Annotated in this window: 13 protein-coding genes; 4 read left to right on the forward strand and 9 right to left on the reverse strand. The window is 60.8% G+C overall.

Annotated elements, in window-relative coordinates; translation table 11 throughout:
• Nucleotides 1-127: 127 nt before the first annotated feature.
• From relA to DBR46_RS13355, 6 genes are all read right to left on the reverse strand, one after another.
• Entirely contained in the window at nt 128-2,371 is a 2,244-nt protein-coding gene (gene relA / locus DBR46_RS13330; protein WP_124526563.1) for a GTP diphosphokinase, read from the reverse strand.
• A 122-nt stretch (nt 2,372-2,493) separates the two neighbouring features.
• Nucleotides 2,494-3,846, reverse strand: coding sequence for a 23S rRNA (uracil(1939)-C(5))-methyltransferase RlmD (gene rlmD / locus DBR46_RS13335; RefSeq protein ID WP_124526564.1), 1,353 nt, complete (start codon nt 3,844-3,846; stop codon nt 2,494-2,496).
• A complete protein-coding gene (gene cysM, locus DBR46_RS13340; protein ID WP_124526565.1) occupies nt 3,846-4,748 on the reverse strand; it encodes a cysteine synthase CysM in 903 nt (300 codons plus the stop codon). Before cysM ends, rlmD begins: the two co-directional genes overlap by 1 nt.
• A gap of 83 nt (nt 4,749-4,831) precedes the next feature.
• The gene (locus DBR46_RS13345; RefSeq protein ID WP_124526566.1) at nt 4,832-10,771 is read right to left on the reverse strand and encodes an NEL-type E3 ubiquitin ligase domain-containing protein; all 5,940 of its coding nucleotides are present in this window, start codon (nt 10,769-10,771) and stop codon (nt 4,832-4,834) included.
• 73 nt (nt 10,772-10,844) lie between these two features.
• Nucleotides 10,845-11,435 (reverse strand): tRNA-uridine aminocarboxypropyltransferase, encoded by a 591-nt coding sequence (locus DBR46_RS13350; protein ID WP_124526567.1) that lies wholly within the window; start codon nt 11,433-11,435, stop codon nt 10,845-10,847.
• A gap of 4 nt (nt 11,436-11,439) precedes the next feature.
• A complete protein-coding gene (locus DBR46_RS13355) occupies nt 11,440-12,333 on the reverse strand; it encodes a LysR family transcriptional regulator (protein WP_034108063.1) in 894 nt (297 codons plus the stop codon).
• A gap of 246 nt (nt 12,334-12,579) precedes the next feature.
• On the opposite strand from DBR46_RS13355, the gene speB reads away from it, so the two are divergent.
• From speB to DBR46_RS13380, 4 genes are read left to right on the forward strand one after another with little or no spacing between them, the layout of a single operon-like run.
• A complete protein-coding gene (speB, locus tag DBR46_RS13365) occupies nt 12,580-13,530 on the forward strand; it encodes an agmatinase (protein WP_017134866.1) in 951 nt (316 codons plus the stop codon).
• Nucleotides 13,530-13,952 carry a nuclear transport factor 2 family protein gene (locus DBR46_RS13370; RefSeq protein WP_124526568.1) on the forward strand — a complete coding sequence of 141 codons (423 nt, stop codon included), beginning with the start codon at nt 13,530-13,532 and terminating at the stop codon, nt 13,950-13,952. The genes speB and DBR46_RS13370 overlap by 1 nt, the downstream gene beginning before the upstream one ends.
• A 21-nt stretch (nt 13,953-13,973) precedes the next feature.
• On the forward strand, nt 13,974-15,545 hold the full coding sequence (locus DBR46_RS13375; protein ID WP_124526569.1) for a cytosine permease: 1,572 nt from the start codon (nt 13,974-13,976) through the stop codon (nt 15,543-15,545).
• 23 nt (nt 15,546-15,568) lie between these two features.
• Nucleotides 15,569-16,951 (forward strand): sodium:solute symporter, encoded by a 1,383-nt coding sequence (locus DBR46_RS13380; RefSeq protein ID WP_124526570.1) that lies wholly within the window; start codon nt 15,569-15,571, stop codon nt 16,949-16,951.
• Between the two features lie 68 nt (nt 16,952-17,019).
• Here the strand turns inward: DBR46_RS13380 and DBR46_RS13385 are convergent, their stop codons facing one another.
• The 3 genes from DBR46_RS13385 to DBR46_RS13390 form a co-directional block, all read right to left on the reverse strand.
• Complete coding sequence (locus DBR46_RS13385) at nt 17,020-19,074, reverse strand: FAD-dependent oxidoreductase (protein WP_124526571.1); 2,055 nt, start codon at nt 19,072-19,074, stop codon at nt 17,020-17,022.
• Nucleotides 19,075-19,546: 472 nt separating this feature from the next.
• Nucleotides 19,547-19,669, reverse strand: coding sequence for a PA1414 family protein (locus tag DBR46_RS30535; protein ID WP_003193089.1), 123 nt, complete (start codon nt 19,667-19,669; stop codon nt 19,547-19,549).
• A gap of 142 nt (nt 19,670-19,811) precedes the next feature.
• Nucleotides 19,812-20,705, reverse strand: a complete 894-nt coding sequence (locus DBR46_RS13390; protein ID WP_124526572.1) for a LysR family transcriptional regulator — start codon at nt 20,703-20,705, stop codon at nt 19,812-19,814.
• Nucleotides 20,706-20,751: the final 46 nt, after the last annotated feature.

The raw sequence follows: 20,751 nt of genomic DNA on the forward strand, positions 1-20,751 counted from the left end.
GGGAGCGGGCTTGCTCGCGAATGCGTAGTGTCAGCCAATGAATCTGGCACTGACACACCGTATTCGCGAGCAAGCCCGCTCCCACACAAGCCCGCTCCTACATTTTAAACCGCGCTCATCCAGCTAATCATGGTGTGCGGTTACGCCGCGTCTCGATGATGTTCGGCAACTGGGAAATCCGCCCCAACAACCGCCCCAACGCGTCCAACCCCGGAATCTCGATGGTCAGGGACATCAACGCGGTGTTGTCCTCTTTGTTCGAGCGGGTGTTGACCGCCAGCACGTTGATCCGCTCATTGAGCAGCACTTGCGACACATCCCGCAGCAAGCCGGAACGGTCGTACGCCCGAATCACAATGTCCACCGGATAGGTGAGCACCGGCACCGGCCCCCAGCTGACCTGGATGATGCGCTCCGGCTCACGCCCGCCCAGTTGCAGCACCGAGGCGCAGTCCTGGCGGTGAATGCTCACGCCACGGCCCTGGGTGATGTAGCCGACGATGGCGTCGCCCGGCAACGGTTGGCAGCAGCCGGCCATTTGCGTCATCAGGTTGCCCACGCCCTGGATCTGGATATCGCCGCGCTTGCCGGGCTTGTAGCCGGTGGCTTTGCGTGGGATCAGCTCCAGTTGCTCGCTGCCGCGTTCCGGTTCGACCAACTGTTGCGCCAGGTTGACCAGTTGCGCCAAACGCAGGTCGCCGGCACCGAGGGCGGCGAACATGTCTTCGGCGATCTTCATGTTGGCCTTTTCGGCCAGCTTGTCGAAGTCCACCTGGGGCAGGCCCAGGCGGGCCAGTTCGCGTTCGAGCAGGGTCTTGCCGGCGGCGACGTTCTGGTCGCGCGCCTGCAACTTGAACCAGTGCACGATCTTTGCCCGCGCCCGCGACGTGGTGATGTAGCCCAGGTTCGGGTTCAGCCAGTCGCGGCTCGGCGTACCGTGCTTGCTGGTGATGATCTCGACCTGTTCACCGGTTTGCAGGCTGTAGTTGAGCGGCACGATGCGCCCGTTGATCTTGGCGCCCCGGCAGTTGTGGCCGATCTCGGTGTGTACGCGGTAGGCGAAGTCCAGCGGCGTCGCGCCCTTGGGCAGGTCGATGGCGTGGCCGTCAGGGGTAAAGATGTAGACCCGGTCCGGCTCGATATCCACGCGCAGCTGTTCGGCGAGGCCGCCGATGTCGCCGAGTTCTTCGTGCCATTCCAGCACTTGGCGCAGCCAGGAGATTTTCTCTTCGTACTGGTTGGACCCGGCCTTGACGTCGGTGCCCTTGTAACGCCAGTGCGCACATACGCCCAGCTCGGCCTCTTCGTGCATGGCGTGGGTGCGGATCTGCACTTCCAGCACCTTGCCTTCGGGGCCGATCACGGCAGTGTGCAGCGAGCGGTAGCCGTTCTCCTTGGGGTTGGCGATGTAGTCGTCAAACTCCTTGGGAATGTGCCGCCACAGGGTGTGGACGATGCCCAGCGCGGTGTAGCAATCGCGCATTTCCGGCACCAGCACACGCACGGCGCGCACGTCGTAGATCTGGCTGAAGGCCAGGCCCTTGCGCTGCATTTTGCGCCAGATGGAATAGATGTGTTTGGCGCGGCCGCTGATGTCGGCATCGACGCCGGTGGCTTGCAGCTCGGCGCGCAACTGGCCCATCACGTCGCTGATAAAGCGCTCGCGGTCGAGCCGCCGCTCATGCAGCAGCGTGGCGATCTGTTTGTATTGGTCGGGCTCGAGGTAGCGGAAGGACAAGTCCTCCAGCTCCCACTTGATATGGCCGATACCCAGGCGGTGCGCCAGCGGCGCGTAGATGTCGAAGACCTCGCGGGCGACGCGATTGCGCTTTTCGTCGTCGGCGGTCTTCACCGCACGGATCGCGCAGGTGCGTTCGGCCAGCTTGATCAGGGCGACGCGCACGTCGTCGACCATCGCCACCAGCATCTTGCGCAGGTTCTCGACCTGGCCCTGGGTGCCCAGCACCATCGACTGGCGCGGGCTGAGGCTGGCGCTGATGGCGGCCATGCGCAGCACGCCGTCGATCAGCTTGGCCACCACGGCGCCGAAACGCTGGCTGACCAGCGGCAACGCGATATGCCCTTCACGCACGCCGCGATAAAGCACGGCGGCGATCAGCGAATCCTGGTCCAGCTTGAGATCGGCCAGGATCTCGGCAATCTCAAGCCCGGTGCGAAAGCTGGAAGTGCCTTCGGCCCACAGGTTCTTCGCCGCATTGTCTTGCTGCTCAGCCTCACGCGCGAACTCGCAGGCGGCTTTCATTGCTTCACGGTCCAGTGCCGGATCGACACTGATGGCATGGTCCAGCCATGCCTCCAGGTTGATACTGCCGTCGGTGTTGATCGGCTGGTGTGCTCTCACCTGTACCATCTTTCTTACCTTCCCTACGACGCACCTTGGGTGCGCCAATATCATCGCCGACCTTTTACTGCGAACTCCCTGGCAGGTCACAGGCCCTGGAGAACGCAGGCCAGTCGGATTAAACGGGCATCCTAGCCCGCTTCAAATAACGCCATGGCCTCGACATGCGCGGTTTGCGGAAACATGTCGAGGATCCCGGCACGTTTTAGCCGGTAGCCTTGCTTGACCAACTCAATCGTGTCCCGCGCCAGCGTCGCCGGGTTGCAGGACACATACACCAGACGCTTGGCTCCCAGGGTGGCAAGCTTGCGCACAACCTCTTGGGCACCGTCACGGGGTGGGTCCAAGAGTACCGCAGAAAAGCCCTGTTTGGCCCATTCTGCGTCGGTCAAAGGCTGGGACAAATCGGCCTGAAAAAACTGCGCATTATGCAAATTGTTGCTGACGGCATTGAGAGCCGCCCGATCCACCATGGTCTGCACACCTTCCACCGCCACCACTTCGCGTACTTGCCGGGCGAGTGGCAGGGCAAAGTTGCCCAGGCCGCAAAACAGGTCCAGCACCCGCTCATCGGGCTGTGGCGCCAGCCATTCAAGGGCCTGGGCAACCATCGCGGCGTTGACCCCGGCGTTGACTTGCACGAAGTCCCCTGGACGGTAGGCCAATTCCAGATCCCACTGCTGCAAACGGAAACCCAGCACAGCACCAGCGTCCACCGGCTCCGGCTGGCCCTCGCCATGCAGCCACAACTGGGCTTCATGGAAAGCGCAAAACTCTTTCAACACCAGCAGGTCCGCTTCCGACAACGGCGCCATATGGCGCAGCAACACGGCGATGGACGTACCGCTGAACAGCTCCACATGCCCGAGTGCCTTCGGATTGCTCAAGCGGCGCAGCATGTTCGGCAGGCGCTGCATGATCGGTTGCAAGGCCTGTACCAGCACCGGGCAGTCATCGATGGCGACGATGTCCTGGCTGGCGACCGCACGAAAACCTACTTCCAGATGTTTCGCCTTGGCGTCCCAACGCACCGCCACACGGGCACGGCGGCGGTAGCCGAACTCTGGCCCGCTCAACGGCGCAGCCCATTCTTGCGGTTCGACACCGGCCACGCGCGACAGTTGCTCGGCGAGCATGCGCTGTTTCAGGGCAAGCTGTTCGCTATGGGGCAAGTGCTGCACGCTGCAACCGCCACAGCGGCCAACATGCGCGCACGGCGCCGGGCGGCGCAATTCACTGGCCGTGAACACCCGCTCGGTACGCGCCTCGACCACTTTACCGTGGGCGCCCAACACCCGCGCTTCGACTTCTTCGCCGGCCAGCGCACCATTCACAAACCAGGTGCGGCCTTCGAAAAACACGATGCCACGGCCGTCATTGGCCAGGCGCTCGATGGTCAGGCGTTGTTTCTTGCCCACGGGAATCTGCGGGGCGCGGCTGCCGCCCGTCGGTTGGAAGCGCAGGCCTCTCTCGTGCTTGGCCATCAGTTGGGTTCGTCGAAAATGCCGGTCGACAAGTAACGGTCGCCTCGGTCACAGATGATCGCGACGATCACCGCGTTTTCCACTTCCCTGGACAAGCGCAACATGCCCGCGACAGCGCCACCGGAGGACACGCCGCAGAAGATGCCTTCTTCACGGGCCAGGCGGCGCGTGGTGTCTTCGGCTTCACGCTGGGCCATGTCGATAATGCGGTCCACACGCGTGGCGTTGTAGATCTTCGGCAGATACTCCTCGGGCCAGCGGCGGATACCGGGGATGGCCGCGCCTTCCATCGGTTGCAGGCCGACGATCTGGATCGCCGGGTTCTGCTCCTTGAGGTAGCGCGAATTGCCCATGATGGTGCCGGTGGTGCCCATGGAGCTGACGAAATGGGTGATGGTGCCCCCGGTCTGGCGCCAGATTTCCGGGCCAGTGGTGGTGTAGTGCGCCTCGGGGTTGTCGCCGTTGGCGAACTGGTCCAGCACCTGGCCACGACCTTCGGCGGCCATGCGCTCGGCGAGGTCACGGGCACCTTCCATGCCCTCTTCCTGGGTCACCAGCACCAGCTCGGCGCCATAGGCGGTCATCGCCGCCTTGCGCTCGGCGCTGCCGTTGTCGGGCATGATCAGTACCATCTTGTAACCCTTGATCGCGGCAGCCATGGCCAGGGCGATCCCGGTGTTGCCCGAGGTGGCTTCGATCAAGGTGTCGCCTGGCTTGATCTGCCCGCGCAGCTCGGCGCGGGTGATCATCGACAGCGCCGGGCGGTCCTTGACGGAGCCAGCCGGGTTGTTCCCTTCGAGCTTGAGCAGCAGGGTATTGCTGGTCTCGCCCGCCATGCGTTGCAAGCGGACCAGGGGCGTGTTGCCGACGCAATCGGCGATTGTTGGGTACTGCAAGGTCATGGCGTATTCGCAATCCAGACTGCGGGGGCGAACATCATACCGGGAAAGGTCGGCGGGCCATATCACGCAAAGTGTGGTGCTTATTACTGATAGATATAAGCAGCGTCAGCGGCGCCGTTGAAGTTGCCCCACTCACCCTGCGTCAATGCTAGAAGCAAGCGACTTTCATCGGCTTGACGCCGACGTAAAAGGTCATCAACCAACGTCAGATAGGCGCCCTCGCTCAGCTCTGCGCGGTCGGCTCTATCCGAGGCGGCCTCCTGCTCTCGATGGTACCTCCCCAACGCGGCGTGAAAGAGCACCTCATACTTCGCTAACAGAAACTGCCTCCAATACTCATGGGTGACCAGCCACCCAGGCCAGTCCAGCGACGCCTCGTCAGCCAAGATGTTGTTACGCATGGCGGCAACCGTTTCCGGGTCAGGTGTGCCCAAGGTTCGGTCAAGTCGCTGGTCAAATCCCAGGGGGAGGTCCAAGGTCTGGGACAATGCAATTCGGTAGGCCAGTACGCGCGTTCCCATCAGCTCCCCCGGCTGATTAGGGTCAGACAAAATGATAACGCTCTCGATGGCTGCACACCGGCTTGTGGCCCGAAAACAGTTCAAGAGCGGCATGGCATCCACGCCGCCCCTTGTGCTCAGCTCGAACATCCTGAACTTGAGTTCCAAATCGTTGAGCGACACCATCCAACCGTTAACACCACGACTCATTTTGTACGGGTGCTCGAACATGATCGTAGCCAGTTGCGCGTTATTGGCAGCCCCGTCGATCAAGCGCCAGACCCTGCCGGCCAGATCTTCACGCAACGCCCGATACCCCGGTTCGACGAGCTTGGGTTCAGCGGCAAGACACTCGATCAGGGTGAAAAAACGATTGAAAGCACCACGCCCCTGCAAGTCCTGCCACAGCGCGAGGAGTGACGCTACTTCCCCGACCGCCAGCACAGCGAGCCAACGGTCGGGGCCGGCCGTGACGGGGACGTTGCGCGGGTGCAATCCGAAATGAATGTCTGCACGCCCCGGCTGCTCCCGATACTGACGAAACATCTGAAGCGTGCCCTCCGATAAGGGGTTACCGACCAGATCCATGGCTCGATGGACATCCGAAAACAAAAACAGGTCAGAACGGGTGAGTACTTTGATCCGGTTATCCCGCAGGTCAAACACTTCAAGCCACCTCAAGGTGACGGCACCTTTGGGCAAGCTTTCCAGCTGAGTGTTGCGCAGGTTCAAATAGCGCAGATATTTCAATCGCGACAGGTCCAGGCGCTGCCCTTGCCGCAGAGGGTTGGAGGACAAATCCAACACGCGCAGTTGCACAAGTTCACTCAGATAAATCACATCACCCAGTTTGAATTTGAGTCGATTGTTACCAAGGTATAAAGCGGTCAGATGTGGCAACCGGGAAAGCCCCGAGGGCATCTGCGCAAACTGATTGTTGCTCAGGTAAACCCTGGTCACGCCCGGAAAGCACCGCAGGAAGCGCTGGGGCAGTTCAGAGAGTTGGTTATTTTTAAGGCTCAGCACCTGCACATGACCAAAATGAGCACCCAACACGGGCAGATCAGTCAGGTCCAGGCCATCGAGGTTCAGTTCCTTGACCATCGCGGTCCCGTGAGCGGAGGGTTCCTTCGCCCAGCATCTCTTTATTCGCTCAACCGCCAACGCCCGTGCATCGCGCGCCTGGCCGCCCGGCGCAACATGAAGCCATTGCGCCAACGCAGCGTTCATGGCTTCACGCTCCCGGTACAGATAGTCAATCATTGCATCGCGCTCTCGAGCCGAGTCGCCAGCATCTCTCCATAGCTGCAAAACGTCTTCGTCCGTTCTTGACGGATACAACATGCGCAGGCGAGCGACCTGCTGACGCTCCACCGGCCTCAGCCCCCGACCACTCAGCGGGTAACCGATCCGCCCATCCGCCACACGCTGAGGGGGATGGAAATGAGGCCGATGCCCAATGCCCCGAAAGGTCTCGGCATACTCCCATTTCCTCTGCAGGCGGGAGCAGACCTCTGCCACCAATTCCCCCTCTCCAGCGCCCTCGATGTAACCCAACGATTGACGTTCGGCCAGCGGCAGCGCCGCCAACAACACTTCAAGAAGCGGGCCGGTGCTGCCGGTCGGGCTGCGCTTGCCGTTCGCCAAGGGGATATAGACCTGGTACTGATTGGATACAGCCACCACGACGCGTTTGAGCAATCCGTCGAAAGGGCCCACGCTGGTACGCAGAAAACCGTCTTTCCACAGTTCCACCCGCAAATGTGCCGGCCAACCGTCGATCTGCGGCAACGCATGCAGGATCGCTGTGGAGCTGTCCTCATTGGCTGCGGCAGGCAGGCGCACGCTTTCCAGCGCCCTGGTTTTGCGCAAGTACTCCACCCACCACCGGATCGCTGCATTCAGCGATGCGGGGACTATGCCGTTCTCCAGACTTTTACGCTCGGCCGGTGTGATGTTGTGCACCAGGTCTTCTGCGACCCGTGTGGTCAATCCGGGGTTAACACGCTGTAGCACTTGCGCCAGTGGGTTAGCAGAATGCTGGCTGCCAGCGCACAACGCCTCGAAAAAAAGGTGCTCCATCAGAGGCTTGTCCAACGCGACTTTGGTTTCCAGCACAGTGACCTGATCTGCACGTGCGACGCCTTCGCGCCCCACCAATGCATCCGCACGATCGGGACCGACTTCACCAAGCAAGCGGTCGAAAAAATCCGCCCCGGCCTCCACGCCCGACATGACCCGTTGGTGCACCCTGAAACGCTCGACGGTCTCCACAAGAATGGCCGGAGGGCGCTCATTGCGCACATGCACCCGCCGCAGAATATCTGGGGTAATGCCACTGATCTGCTGGATCTGCGCGATTGCATCCGGCGACAACGAGCGCGCCAGAGGCCCCAGCCGATAAAACGGCCGTTGCCCCTCCCAGGTCAGCGGGTTCTCCCACTCATGTCGCCAGGCGCCGGCGCCGTTGTGCGTCAACGCTGGCGCATACGCATCGCTCAACGACGGATGCTGAATGCGCCAAGGCTGTGCAGGATCGGCCTGGGTGACCTGGAAATATTCGCCTTCGATAAACAGGTAGTGGTCCGAACCCAAGCGGTAAAAACCGAGGGCGTCGGGCACGTTCGCGATACCCAGGGTCTCCACCGCCCGGGCGTACTGCGTGATCTCGCGCCGATACGGGTAAAACGAACCATCGAGCGCACGATTGCGCAGCACCTCGTGGGCAATCCGCTCACGCAAATCGGCAATCGCCCGGCGCGCAGAGAGGCTTAGCTGGTTGCGTTCAGGCTCGGACAATTGGCGCACGACGGCATCATAGAAGCTATCGACACCGGTCAGTATTTCACCGCTGCGCAGTGAGTGAGGGTCATACGCAGAAAACCGTCCTTGACGATGATCAATCACGACCAGCGTGCGATCCTTGCTGCCCTTGGCAACATAAGGCACTCCGTGCCCCGCCGGGCTGACGACCAACGCTCGCCCCGTGAAATCACTCACCATCCCTTGGGCGAACACAGCCGCCCAGTTCTGGGTTTGCCGGTCAAAGCTGCGTCCATGGTAAAGCCCGTCCACAATGGCCTCTCGGCGCGCTGCCCGACGTGCGGCACGCAACGCCAGGTACAACGCCTGAGGCTGCAACTGCGATTCCAGCAATTGTGTTTGCTGATGTTCGGATAATGGATGCCCACGCAGCACCTCAAGCAACCGCGCCTGGCTCACGTGCGGGTGCAGCGCCTGCAACTGCGCAACCACGGCAGGGATGTCACCCTCGGCGCCCAGGCGGTCCGGCAACACACGACGCACCGACGCACTGGCACCTTGCGCCGCCTGGCGGCTGGCGCGGGCAAAGCGCGTGAGTGCGTCAAACAGATCGACACCCAGTGCCTTGGCCAGCGCCGTCAGATGCTGGCGAATCAACGGCTCGCCGCCTGGAAACTGGCCGGGCAGCAACGCCACGATGGCGCTCGGCAAATGCGTCGTGAGGCGACGCGGTGTCGCGTAGGCGAATTGATGGTTTTCCTGCACGGTCACGCTGACAGTTTCGGTCACCGGATGCGCGGCATCCTTGCTGTAGCACCGTAATTCCAGGCCTTGCGGGTTGATGATGCTCAGGGCCGTACCCGCAGGCCAGTGCTCCAACTGAGTCAGCAGCGGCGCCATGACTTCAACTGCACCAACGGGCGTGGGGTGCTCAGGGGCAGCGCCATCAGCGACCCACCCGATCAAACGGTCGGTCCTGAACCGGTGCGCTGCCTCTACCAACGATGCCGAAGGCGTGGCGCCCTCCCACACTTGGTTCAAGGTTTCATGGGTAGTGCCACTGATATCAAGCACGTTCGCCAGCGCCTGGACCGGCGCGTCCTGTGTACCGAGCATTCTTTCGAGCAAGGGCGGGCCGCTCGGCTGCGGGGTGTCGGGAACGGCACTGCGCAGCTGCGCCAGTTGCTGGTACACATGCCGATGGCGACGTAGGGCGGTCTTGGCCAGACGGGTGTGCAATCGACCACTGACCAGCAAGTCCGCCAGGTCCATCAGCCCTTGCAACAGATCGCCAGGCTCGTCCTGGAGCACCTGGGAACCGCCCCCCACCAGCGACTGTGACAGCGTCACGAACATCCCGAAGGCACGCGCGCGCCCCAAGCCTTTCAAGGCGCCAGGCACCGGGATCAGCAGCACGTTGAGGAGTTCATTGAGCACGGTCTGAAACAGCTCGATCAGGGTCGGCATGAAACCAGGCGTCGCGTTGGTGAGCTCTTGCAGGTTGGCTCGGCTGCGCTCGATATAGAGATCGCATAAGGCGACAACCGGCATTTTTTGCACCGAGACGCGTACATAGCCGATGGTCCGCGGGTGATCGACCTTGGGAATCGACTGCACCAGTTCATAAACCAGTCGGGCAAAAAAAACGAGGTTTGGCGGGCGAGCCGTGACCTTGGCAAATTGGCTGAGGCGCGCAGCGTCGCGCAACGACATCATCTGGTACAGCCAATCGACCCGGCCTCTGAGGTAGAACCCATGAAAGGCGACATGGAACTCTTCGCAGGCGGTTCGGGCGCTGTCATGGTGGCGCAAAGAGCCCCCAGGTCGATTCGGGAAAAAGCTGAATGCCCCCGGGCAACCACTGACCGAAAAAACCAGGTGGGGAATACACAGGTAATCGCCCGGTGGTGGCGCCACGTATTGTCCGGTCAAGCCTATGGTCTGCGGCAACCAGCTGATGTTGTCCGCACCATGGGGGACAAACAGGCGCATTTCTTCGGTAATGTTCCAGGCAGTCGCCCCTGCCAGCGCTTGTTTCACTTGATGATATTTGGTGCGATCAACGTGACTGAGCGTGCTGTTTCTCAAGGCTTCGATCAACGCGAATTCAAATTCGGCACTGGCCAAGCCCAGGAAGCTGTCACCCAACGCAGCATTGCCGCGCAGCGCATCATTCAATTGCTGTTCGAGTTGCCCGCCGAGATCGAGCCGACGCACCAGCGCGATGAACTCGCCGGCGGTGGTGTCGATGCCGCTGTCGAGATAACTGGCCTGCGCCAAACCGGTACGGCCCGGGTAGCTCCAACCGGTCAACCCATCATAGTTGCGACAAGCGGCGTCCCACAGCGTGAGGCTCGCCACTTGTACGACCTCATCTTCACTCGCTGCGCGCCGAACACGCGGGGAGGATTGGAGGTAGCGGGTATGGATTTTCGCGACGCTGGGATCGATATCCTGACCCGTCAGCGTTTTAAGCCCCGCACGCAACGCGCCTATTGCCTGGTGTTCAAACGCCTGGGTGAATTGGGCAATGGCCCGTTCGACCGCCTGCTGGGCCTCGATCCAGGCCCCTTGCAGGCGCACGTACTCAAGTTTCTCCTCGTCATTGAAGTTGGCGAGGAAACCGTCGAAGTCTACTCGAATCAAGTCCAGGGCCTGCAAGGCGGCCCACTCTGGGGCCGCCATCAACGGAGAATGTTGATTGGCAACGAATTCAGCCAGCGGATCTGGCACTGGCGCACGGGTCAGCGGCTCGGTCATTTTTCTGCTCCCAGAAAAAAGATCAGGCTATCCGGTCGCCGTCAGCCGCTGCGGTAGCTATGTAATGCTGGGGTCAGCTGTGGTTTTTTTCGAAGACGGCCGGTCCCATTGCCGCGATCTGCCCTTCGATCAGCGCGTCAAACGGCTTGAGCAGCGCCTCGAAGCACGTCGGCGCCTCCAGCACCTGCAAGGCTTGCGTTATCGCTTCTATCGTCGATAACGCACCCGGCGCCGGTGCCTTGCGCAGCCGGTAGCGCGACACAGCGCCCTCGGCCAAGGTCACCCGGGGCAACGCGGCCAGCAGCGGATTGAGGTGCAACATTTTTCGCGCCTTGCGCCAGGTGCCATCGGGGACCACCAGCAGCAGCGGCTCATCGGACGATGCGTAGGCCTGCAACGGCTGGGCATCATCGGCCGGAAACAACAGCCGCGCCTGATAGCCGGGCGCGCTCAATAGCGTCGGCAAATCCTCAAACACCTCACCCACCAGCAACTGCGCATTGTTCAATCCGAGCGCCGCCAACCGCGCGGTATTGAGCGCATGGTTGACCTCGCTCGGATGCTGCAACAGCAACACGCGGGTGCGGCTGTCGAGGCTGGGGATCAGCGCGCACAGGCAGTGGGTGACGGGCCGCAGGCAACGGGAGCATTGGGGTCTGGACATGTTTTCAGGCCTGATTGAGCTGGGTTTTGAGCAGGTCGCGGAACGTCTGGATCAGCGGTTCACGGCTGCGGCCCCGACGCATGATCATCGAGAACGGCGCCTGGTAGCCGAAGGTCGCCGGCAGCAAGACGCGCAGGTCGCCCTTGTCGGCCCAGGCCTGGGCGTAATGTTCGGGCAGGTAGCCGATATAAGCGCCGGAAAGCACCAGGATCAGTTGCGCCTCCATGCTTTCCACCGTGGCGGCGCTGTGCTTGAAGCCGTGGCGTGCCAGCTCCGCCTGGCTCCAGTAACCGCGACCGACCATGCGTTGTTGGGTGATGACTTGTTCGGGAATGCGCCGCTCGTTGAACAGCGGATGGCGGGTGCTGCAATACAGCCAGTGCTGTTCGCGGTACAGCGGCATGTAGATCAAGCCGCTCATGCGATTGGAGAAAGCGCCAATAGCCAGATCCAGGCGGTTGTCCTGCACACCCAATTGCAATTCATAAGGGCTCATCACCGATAAGTGCAGGTGCACCGCCGGGTGTTCCAGGCTGTAGGCACCAATCACTTCGGCGAACGGCAGGGCCTTGTCGCTGACGGTGGAATCGAGTACGCCGAGCTTGAGGGTGCCGCGCAGCTCGCCTTTCAACGCGGCGGCGTACTGCTCGAAGCCTTCCAGCTCGCCCAGCAGGCGCAAGGTCTCTTGATGGAACAGCTCGCCCTTGCTGGTCAGGCTGAACCCACCGCGCCCGCGATGGCACAGCACCAGGCCCAACGCCGACTCCAACTGGCTCATGTAAGTGCTGATGGCCGACGTGGACAGGTTGAGTTCGTGCTGGGCATTGGCGAACCCCTGGTGCCGCACGACGCTGACGAAGATGCGCAGGAGTTTCAGGTCGGGCAAGGCGTTGGCCATCGGATCTCCAGATGCATACAAAAACCTGTGGGAGCGGGCTTGCTCGCGAAAGCGGTGGATCAGTCACATGACCTTTGAATGACACACCGCTTTCGCGAGCAAGCCCGCTCCCACATTTGAACGGAGTTTACCTCAGGCATTAGTTTAGAAAAATCTGAACTAAGTATTTGCCCCTGCCGATTCTTTCGTCACGGGGTATTTCGCAGAATCGGCCTCTAATAAACAAAACAACGATGAGGCACTCCCGTGGACAAGATTTTCCACCAACCACTGGGCGGCAACGAAATGCCGCGCTTTGCCGGCATCGCCACCATGATGCGTCTTCCCCACCTGCAAACCGCCAAGGGCCTGGACGCCGCCTTTATCGGCGTGCCCCTGGACATCGGCACCTCACTGCGCGCCGGCACCCGCTTCGGGCCGCGTGAAATCCGCGCTGAATCGGTGATGATCCGCCCGTACAACATGGCCACCGGTGCCGCACCGTTCGACTCGCTGTCCGTGGCCGATATCGGCGACGTGGCGATCAACACCTTCAACCTGCTCGACGCCGTGCGCATCATCGAAGAAGCCTACGACGAGATCCTCGAACACGATGTGATCCCGATGACCCTGGGCGGCGACCACACCATCACCCTGCCGATCCTGCGGGCGATCCACAAGAAACACGGCAAGGTCGGCCTGGTGCACATCGATGCCCACGCCGATGTGAACGACCATATGTTCGGCGAGAAAATCGCCCACGGCACCACCTTCCGCCGCGCCGTGGAAGAAGGCCTGCTCGATTGCGACCGCGTCGTGCAAATCGGCCTGCGCGCCCAGGGCTATACCGCCGAAGACTTCAACTGGAGCCGCAAACAGGGGTTCCGCGTGGTCCAGGCCGAAGAGTGCTGGCACCACTCCCTCGCGCCGTTGATGGCCGAAGTGCGCGAAAAGGTCGGTGGCGGCCCGGTGTACCTGAGCTTTGACATCGACGGCATCGACCCCGCCTGGGCACCCGGCACCGGCACCCCGGAAATCGGCGGGTTGACCACCATCCAGGCCATCGAGATCATTCGCGGCTGCCAGGGCCTCGACTTGGTTGGTTGCGATTTGGTAGAAGTTTCACCGCCTTACGACACCACCGGCAACACCTCGCTGCTCGGCGCCAACCTGCTGTACGAGATGCTCTGCGTACTGCCTGGCGTGGCGCATCGTTGATGAGCGCCCGCGAAGTGCTGCAAGCCGCCGCCGACCTGGTGGCGGCCTTCGCCCGCAATGACCGCGCCGCCTACTTCGGCGCGTTCACGGCCGATGCCAGCTTTGTGTTCTACACCCTGCCCCAGCCGCTGCTCAGTCGCGATGCCTACCAGGCCGTGTGGGACAGCTGGCGCCGGGACGAGGGGTTCGAGGTGCTGTCGTGCACATCGAGCAACGCCTTTGTCAGCCTGCAAGGTGACGTGGCGATTTTTATGCATGACGTGGCCACCGAGCTGCGCATGCAAGGGGAGCAATTTTTTAGCCAGGAACGCGAGACCATTGTCTTCAAACGACAAGGATCTCGCACAGAACAAAAAGAAGGCCTGTGGCTGGCCTGTCACGAACATTTGTCCGCTATGCCGGAAGGGCTGCCGCCCCCTTAGCCAATGTGATCGGAGCTGATCATGAATAATAAAAACAACGATAAAAGTATTCGCCAGATAGAAACCAACGGGGTCGAACAGATCCCGGACCATGAACGTACCGCCGGCCCCAAGGATCTGTTTCGCCTGATCTTCGGCGGTGCCAATACCTTTGCCACCGCCGTGCTGGGTTCCTTTCCTGTGCTGTTCGGTTTGTCGTTCCAGGCCGGGGTCTGGGCGATTGTGCTGGGCGTGCTGGTGGGCGCGCTGATCCTCGCGCCCATGGGCCTGTTCGGGCCGATCAACGGCACCAACAACGCGGTGTCGTCCGGTGCGCACTTCGGCGTGCACGGGCGGATTGTCGGCTCGTTTCTGTCGTTGCTGACGGCGATTGCGTTCTTCTCACTGTCGGTGTGGAGTTCAGGCGATGCGCTGGTGGGCGGTGCGAAACGCCTGATCGGCCTGCCGGAAACCGACCTGACCCTGGGCTTGGCCTATGGCGTGTTCGCGATCCTAGTGCTGACCGTGTGCATCTACGGCTTTCGCTTCATGCTGTGGGTCAACCGCATCGCGGTGTGGGCAGCAAGCCTCCTGTTTTTGCTGGGCATCTTCGCCTTTGCGCCAGCGTTCGACAGCCACTTCGCCGGCACTGTTGCCCTCGGCCAGACTGGCTTTTGGGCGGCGTTTATCGGTGCAGCACTGGTAGCCATGAGCAACCCGATTTCCTTCGGTGCGTTCCTCGGCGACTGGTCGCGCTACATCCCGCGTGAGACGCCGAAAATGCGCATCATGCTGGCCGTGGTGCTGGCGCAGATCGCTACCCTGATCCCGTTTTTGTTCGGCCTGGCCACCGCGACCATCGTGGCGATCAAGGCACCGGACTACATTGCGGCCAACAACTACGTCGGCGGTTTGCTGGCGGTGGCGCCGAGTTGGTTCTTCCTGCCGGTGTGCCTGATCGCGGTAATCGGCGGCATGTCCACCGGCACCACGTCGCTGTATGGCACGGGGCTGGACATGTCCAGCGTGTTCCCGCGCCTGCTGTCGCGGGTCAAGGCCACGCTGCTGATCGGGGTGATGTCGATTGCCTTCATCTTTATCGGACGTTTCGCCGCCAACCTGGTGCAGAGCGTCTCGACCTTCGCCGTGCTGATCATCACTTGCACCACGCCGTGGATGGTGATGATGATCATCGGCCTGATCGTGCGCCGCGGCTTCTACTGCCCGGATGACTTGCAGGTGTTCACCCGCGGTGAGACCGGTGGCCGCTACTGGTTCAGCCATGGCTGGAACTGGCGCGGGCTGGGCGCGTGGATACCGAGTGCGTTGGTGGGGCTGTGCTTCGTCAACTTGCCGGGGCAGTTTGTCGGGCCGCTGGGCAATTTGGCGGATGGCATTGATATCAGCTTGCCGGTGACGTTGGGGCTGGCGTCGGTGGTGTACCTGACCTTGCTGCGCGTTTTTCCTGAGCCGGATGCGGTGTATGGCCCCGCCTTTGTGGCGAGGGAGCTTGCTCCCGCTGGGCTGCGCAGCGGCCCCAAAAAAGCCGGCTCCAGCTTCGCTGTCGAGCGGGAGCAAGCTCCCTCGCCACAACAAGCCTCTTCACCACAATAAAAAATAATCGGAGAACCGCCGTCATGGCTTTGGATTTATTCGTCGTACTCATCTACGCCGCCGGCATGCTCGTGCTCGGCTATTACGGCATGCGCCGCGCCAAGACCCACGAAGATTATCTGGTGGCCGGCCGCAACCTCGGCCCGACCCTGTACATGGGCACCATGGCCGCCACGGTGCTGGGCGGCGCTTCTACCGTCGGCACCGTGCGTCTGGGTTATGTGCATGGCATCTCGGGCTTCTGGCTGTGCGCCGCGCTGGGCGCGGGGATCATTGCGCTGAACCTGTTCCTGGCCAAGCCGCTGTTGAAGCTGAAGATCTTCACCGTCACCCAGGTCCTCGAAAAACGCTACAACCCCATGGCGCGCCAAGCCAGCGCAGTGATCATGCTGGCCTACGCCTTGATGATCGGCGTGACCTCGATCCTCGCCATCGGCACCGTGCTGCAAGTGCTGTTTGGCCTGCCGTTCTGGATCTCGGTACTGCTCGGCGGCGGCGTGGTAGTGGTGTACTCGACCATCGGCGGCATGTGGTCGCTGACCCTCACCGACATCGTGCAATTCGTGATCAAGACCGTCGGCCTGATGTTTATCCTGCTGCCGATCTGCCTGTACCGCGTCGGCGGCTGGGATGAGCTGGTGGCCAAGCTGCCGGCGTCGAGTTTCAGCTTCACCGCGATTGGCTGGGACACGATCATTACCTACTTCATGATCTACTTCTTCGGCATCCTGATCGGCCAGGACATCTGGCAACGGGTGTTCACCGCCCGTGACGAAAAGGTCGCCAAGTACGCAGGCACGTTCGCCGGGTTCTACTGCATCCTCTACGGCCTGGCCTGTGCGTTGATCGGCATGGCCGCACACGTGCTGATCCCGGACCTGGACAACGTCAACAACGCGTTTGCCGCCATCGTCAAAGTCTCGCTGCCAGACGGCATCCGTGGCTTGGTGATTGCAGCAGCACTCGCCGCGATGATGTCTACCGCCAGCGCCGGTTTGCTCGCGGCCTCCACCGTACTGACCGAAGACCTGCTGCCACGCCTGCGCGGCGGCAAACAGTCGAGCCTGGCGATCAACCGCTGGTTCACGATGCTGACCGGCATCGCCGTACTGGGCATCGCCCTGGTGGTGAACGACGTGATCAGCGCGCTGACCCTGGCCTACAACCTGCTGGTGGGCGGCATGCTGATCCCGCTGATCGGCGCGATCTTCTGGAAGCGCGCGACCACCTCCGGGGCAATCACCTCGATGACGCTGGGCTTTGTCACGGCGCTGGTGTTCATGCTCAAGGATGGCTTGGATGCGAACACGCCGATCTACTACAGCCTCGCGGTTGGGTTGGTGAGTTTTGTGCTGGTGAGTGTGTTGTCGCGCAAGCCTGAGGCGGTGACGGCTCGCACGGTTTGATGCAATACAGGGTTTAGAGCGGTTTCTTCAGCGGGCACGACGTCGGATGTCGTGCCCGTTTTTTTGTTTCAGTTTGCCTGGATGATTTCCTGAACCAAAGAGGCCCAGACCAAGCCCTGTGTTGTGCCAGCGGCATAAGTGCCCCCAGCTACAATTTGGTGATGGGCAGCGTGATGAACGATCGAAAGTCCGTCTGGAGTACCGGGCCTGGCACATTCGATAATTTGCAAATCGCCACTGTCTATTGCCCTTCGGTACGACGCTGGAAAGTGCCGAGAAACAGCAGCGAGACACGCAGCCAGTATCTGTTCCTTGTACTCCGGCGCCGAGTGGGGCGGAACCTGTCCCCCGGAGACAAGAATGCAATCCCCGTCCAAGCGGCAATTCATGACGCCAACCGGCAGATCGTACTGCAGCTTGAGTCCTCGCAGTTCGGCCCCCTCATTGCCAACAGCACGCAATCTGAAAAACCAGCCAATGATCGCGACTACTTGTGATTCCTCTATCCCCATGGCGGTAACGACGAAGTGATCTCTGCTCAGCTCCGCAATTTGAGCCGGACTCAGATGCTGGGGCAGGAACTGAACCCCTGAGTACCGCAAAAGATTCTCTATCCCTTCCTTTAAATGGATAAATTCCAAATCGTAGCCCGATACCTCAATAGCTTGACCGATCCCAGAAACACCACAACGCGCCTGTAATTGCTGTGGGCTGATCTCTGCGATCTCACACCCTGGCTTGCCGCTCGGCCACGGCCTGTTTTCGATGTCACGTTGTTCGCGGATCGCCTCCTCTACGCCAATGGCTTCATCCACATAGGCTCGTACAATCCGTGCCCGCGCAAACTTTGCCAAGGATGGATTATCGGCCAGAAACTTTTCAAACAGCTCAATGCCTGCGCGATTGCACTCAACGGCCAAATATTGATTCCCTGCAAATAGGTAGTCGTTATGTAACGGCTTTGCCGTCGTCTCCGTTGCAGATAGATGGCGCATGTTTACATTCTTATGACTGGCCCCATCGCTCTGCTGATTGCCTCCGTACACCGTGACCTGATAGTTCGCCAGACGGAGCATCACCGCTTGAAGCAGACCGTTGATCCCTCGACCGACAATCGACACGCGGGGCGCATCGGTACCAGCTTGTTGAGAGGGGATCATCAATGATTGCGCAAGTGTGCGTCGCACAAGACCGTGCAAGGCCGTCAAGCTCAGTTGAACGCAGACGGCATAGTCGAGATCGCAATGGCAGGCCTCGGAGGTTGACGCCTGGGTCGTCAGCATTGCGGGGTTGCGCCATGTGGAGACACTACAGCCGAGTGCTTGTGTGCGCATCCGAAACGCATCCAGTGTTGTAGGGCCATAGTCCAATACAACCTGGATGGATTCAGCCATCGCCAGGGCCTGCAAAGCATCATCGCTGAAGACATCCGGTTTGGCGACGCAGACCAGACGAGCTTGTTTGCACAGGCATTGAATCAGGGTTCGATCAATACGGTGAGCGGATGCATCGTTCAGGGGTAAACAGACGGCCAGTGCATAGGCCCCCTCAAGCGCCTCGCGCCAGTCCACGAAAAATGACACTCTGCTGTCGGAATCCGGCACTCGACCGTGTCGAACCAGCACCTTGACCCGAACATCGGGATCTCGATCCAGCAACAGCTTGACCAGCTCTTTACCCACAGCTCCGTATCCCAGTACACAGACATCGCGGGGGATGGAGCCATCGGCCAATGTCAGCCAGTGCGCGATGTATGCAGCAACATGCGGCGCGTTGACCCCGGGAGTGCTGACCACTTGGATGCCGTTGGACTCGCACAGATCCAGACGAATCTTATCCAGGCTGGTACCCCTGCGAACCAGACAGAGCTTTCCAAATGGGTGAGATATACGCCATTGATCAATGACGTCTGCATCAATGGCTTGGTCGCCGACGATGATCGTCGATGGACTCAGCAGAGCGATCTGTATGAGCAGGGCTTGCTGGGTCAACGTCGGCGCAAGGAACACCAAATTGCTGGGTGCATCGGCCTTCCAGCGCCTTGATACAGGTGCGATATGCAGAATGGTTTCGGTTGTGGCAATCAGCGACGCGGCGACTGGCGGAACGGAAGAGAGCATCATAGTTTTGCCTCCAACAATGCTGACTTACGGATGCCTCGTGGCGAGGATTTCAATTCTGTTAGGCACTACGGAACTGAACCTACGCTCATCGCTAAAATTAAATAACTCAGCCGATTCTGATAAGCAGGTAGCCTGATTCCGACACTGGAACGGCAAAAACCAACTGGCATGCGAACGCGCCGACTGACTGGAACCTGGGATCGGAAGGATGATCTTTGTGCTGGTGAGCGTGCAGTCGCGCAAGCCACAGGCGGTGGTGGCTCGGGTGGTTTGATGTCGCGCAGGGTTTAGAGCGGTTTCTTCAGTGGGCACGACGTCGGATGTCGTGCCCGTTTTTTTTGCCTGGCACAAAAACAAATGTGGGAGCGGGCTTGCCCGCGATTGCAGAGTGTCAGCCGACGAAGATGTCGCTGGTTCACCGCTATCGCGGGCAAGCCCGCTCCCACATGTTTAATCCCGCTTTGACCTGAGATTATCTGCGACGTGGCCGACGCTGCTCGTCATCGGTACGAATCGGCACCGGTTGCAATGGCGGTTCGATCAGGCCCAGTGCAACACCGAGGTCATGGAGCCAGTTTTGAATTTTCTCTTTCATGGTTGCCCCCTTTGAGGGTAATGCTGGCAGGCGCAAATTCTGTCGCCGTTTCCTACAGTGATAGTAGCCCTAAGTCCTACGTATTGCATGGACGAAACCACAACGAACTATTACTGAATTGATCTGAATCCTGACGGATCGCTCAAGCAATCGCCCGCGCGTCTTGCAGGACTTCGGCCTTGCCCGCTTGCTGCAAGTCGATCCATGCATTGAGGTTAGCGCCGAGCATACCCTTTCGCCACATCAGCCAGGTGGTGGCAGTGGCAAAATGCCCTGTCAGCGGATGAACGGACACGCTGTCCTTGCCTGGCAGGCTGTCGAGCATGGATTCGGACATCAGCGCCACTCCGGAACCGGCTATCACGCAGGCCAGCATGCCCTGATAGGACTCGATCTCGATCGCACGCCCCATGGCTACATGCTCGTGGGAAAACCACGTCTCCAGCCGCGTCCGATAGGCACAACTGCGTCGGAACGTGAACACCGAACGCCCCGCGACATCCTGCGGCCCACGCACTGGCGGGTGATCGGCCTCACAGATCAATACCAGACGCTCTTCACACAACGGCACACCGTCCAGGGTGGCGATAGTGATCGGGCCGTCCACAAATGCCGCATCCAGGCGACCGGTAATCAACCCTTCGAGCAACTCGCCACTGGGCGCCGATTGCACCTGAAGGTTCACCATCGGGTAAGCCTTGTGATAGCCGGCCAACAGTTTTGGCAAGTGCACCGCCGCCGTGCTGTACATGCTGCCCAGCACAAAGTCGCCCGCCGGTTGCCCGCCCTGCACCGCGCCGTGGGCTTCGTCGTGCAGCGCCAGCAGGCGGCTGCTGTAGTCCAGCAAGACTTTGCCCGCCGGAGAAAGCTGCAAGCGCTGGCGTTCGCGCACGAACAGCTCGACGCCGAGCTGCTCTTCCATCTGCTTGAGCCGGGTCGACAGGTTCGATGGCACACGATGCAGGCGCTCGGCCGCACGGGTGATGGAGCCCTCTTCCGCCACGGCCTGGAAAATGCGCAATTGACTGAACTCCATTCCTTTCTCCAAAACTGAACAAGTTGCTCACTATTATTCAATTTTA

This window comes from Pseudomonas sp. KBW05 (assembly GCF_003852405.1).
Classification (GTDB): Bacteria; Pseudomonadota; Gammaproteobacteria; order Pseudomonadales; family Pseudomonadaceae; genus Aquipseudomonas.

Excerpts from the sequence above, each read along its gene's own strand:
- relA (WP_124526563.1), bottom strand. The coding sequence starts at position 2,371 with ATGGTACAGGTGAGAGCACACCAGCCGATCAACACCGACGGCAGTATC.
- rlmD (WP_124526564.1), bottom strand. The coding sequence starts at position 3,846 with ATGGCCAAGCACGAGAGAGGCCTGCGCTTCCAACCGACGGGCGGCAGC.
- cysM (WP_124526565.1), bottom strand. The coding sequence starts at position 4,748 with ATGACCTTGCAGTACCCAACAATCGCCGATTGCGTCGGCAACACGCCC.
- DBR46_RS13345 (WP_124526566.1), bottom strand. The coding sequence starts at position 10,771 with ATGACCGAGCCGCTGACCCGTGCGCCAGTGCCAGATCCGCTGGCTGAA.
- DBR46_RS13350 (WP_124526567.1), bottom strand. The coding sequence starts at position 11,435 with ATGTCCAGACCCCAATGCTCCCGTTGCCTGCGGCCCGTCACCCACTGC.
- DBR46_RS13355 (WP_034108063.1), bottom strand. The coding sequence starts at position 12,333 with ATGGCCAACGCCTTGCCCGACCTGAAACTCCTGCGCATCTTCGTCAGC.
- DBR46_RS13370 (WP_124526568.1), top strand. The coding sequence starts at position 13,530 with ATGAGCGCCCGCGAAGTGCTGCAAGCCGCCGCCGACCTGGTGGCGGCC.
- DBR46_RS13375 (WP_124526569.1), top strand. The coding sequence starts at position 13,974 with ATGAATAATAAAAACAACGATAAAAGTATTCGCCAGATAGAAACCAAC.
- DBR46_RS13380 (WP_124526570.1), top strand. The coding sequence starts at position 15,569 with ATGGCTTTGGATTTATTCGTCGTACTCATCTACGCCGCCGGCATGCTC.
- DBR46_RS13385 (WP_124526571.1), bottom strand. The coding sequence starts at position 19,074 with ATGATGCTCTCTTCCGTTCCGCCAGTCGCCGCGTCGCTGATTGCCACA.
- DBR46_RS30535 (WP_003193089.1), bottom strand. The coding sequence starts at position 19,669 with ATGAAAGAGAAAATTCAAAACTGGCTCCATGACCTCGGTGTTGCACTG.
- DBR46_RS13390 (WP_124526572.1), bottom strand. The coding sequence starts at position 20,705 with ATGGAGTTCAGTCAATTGCGCATTTTCCAGGCCGTGGCGGAAGAGGGC.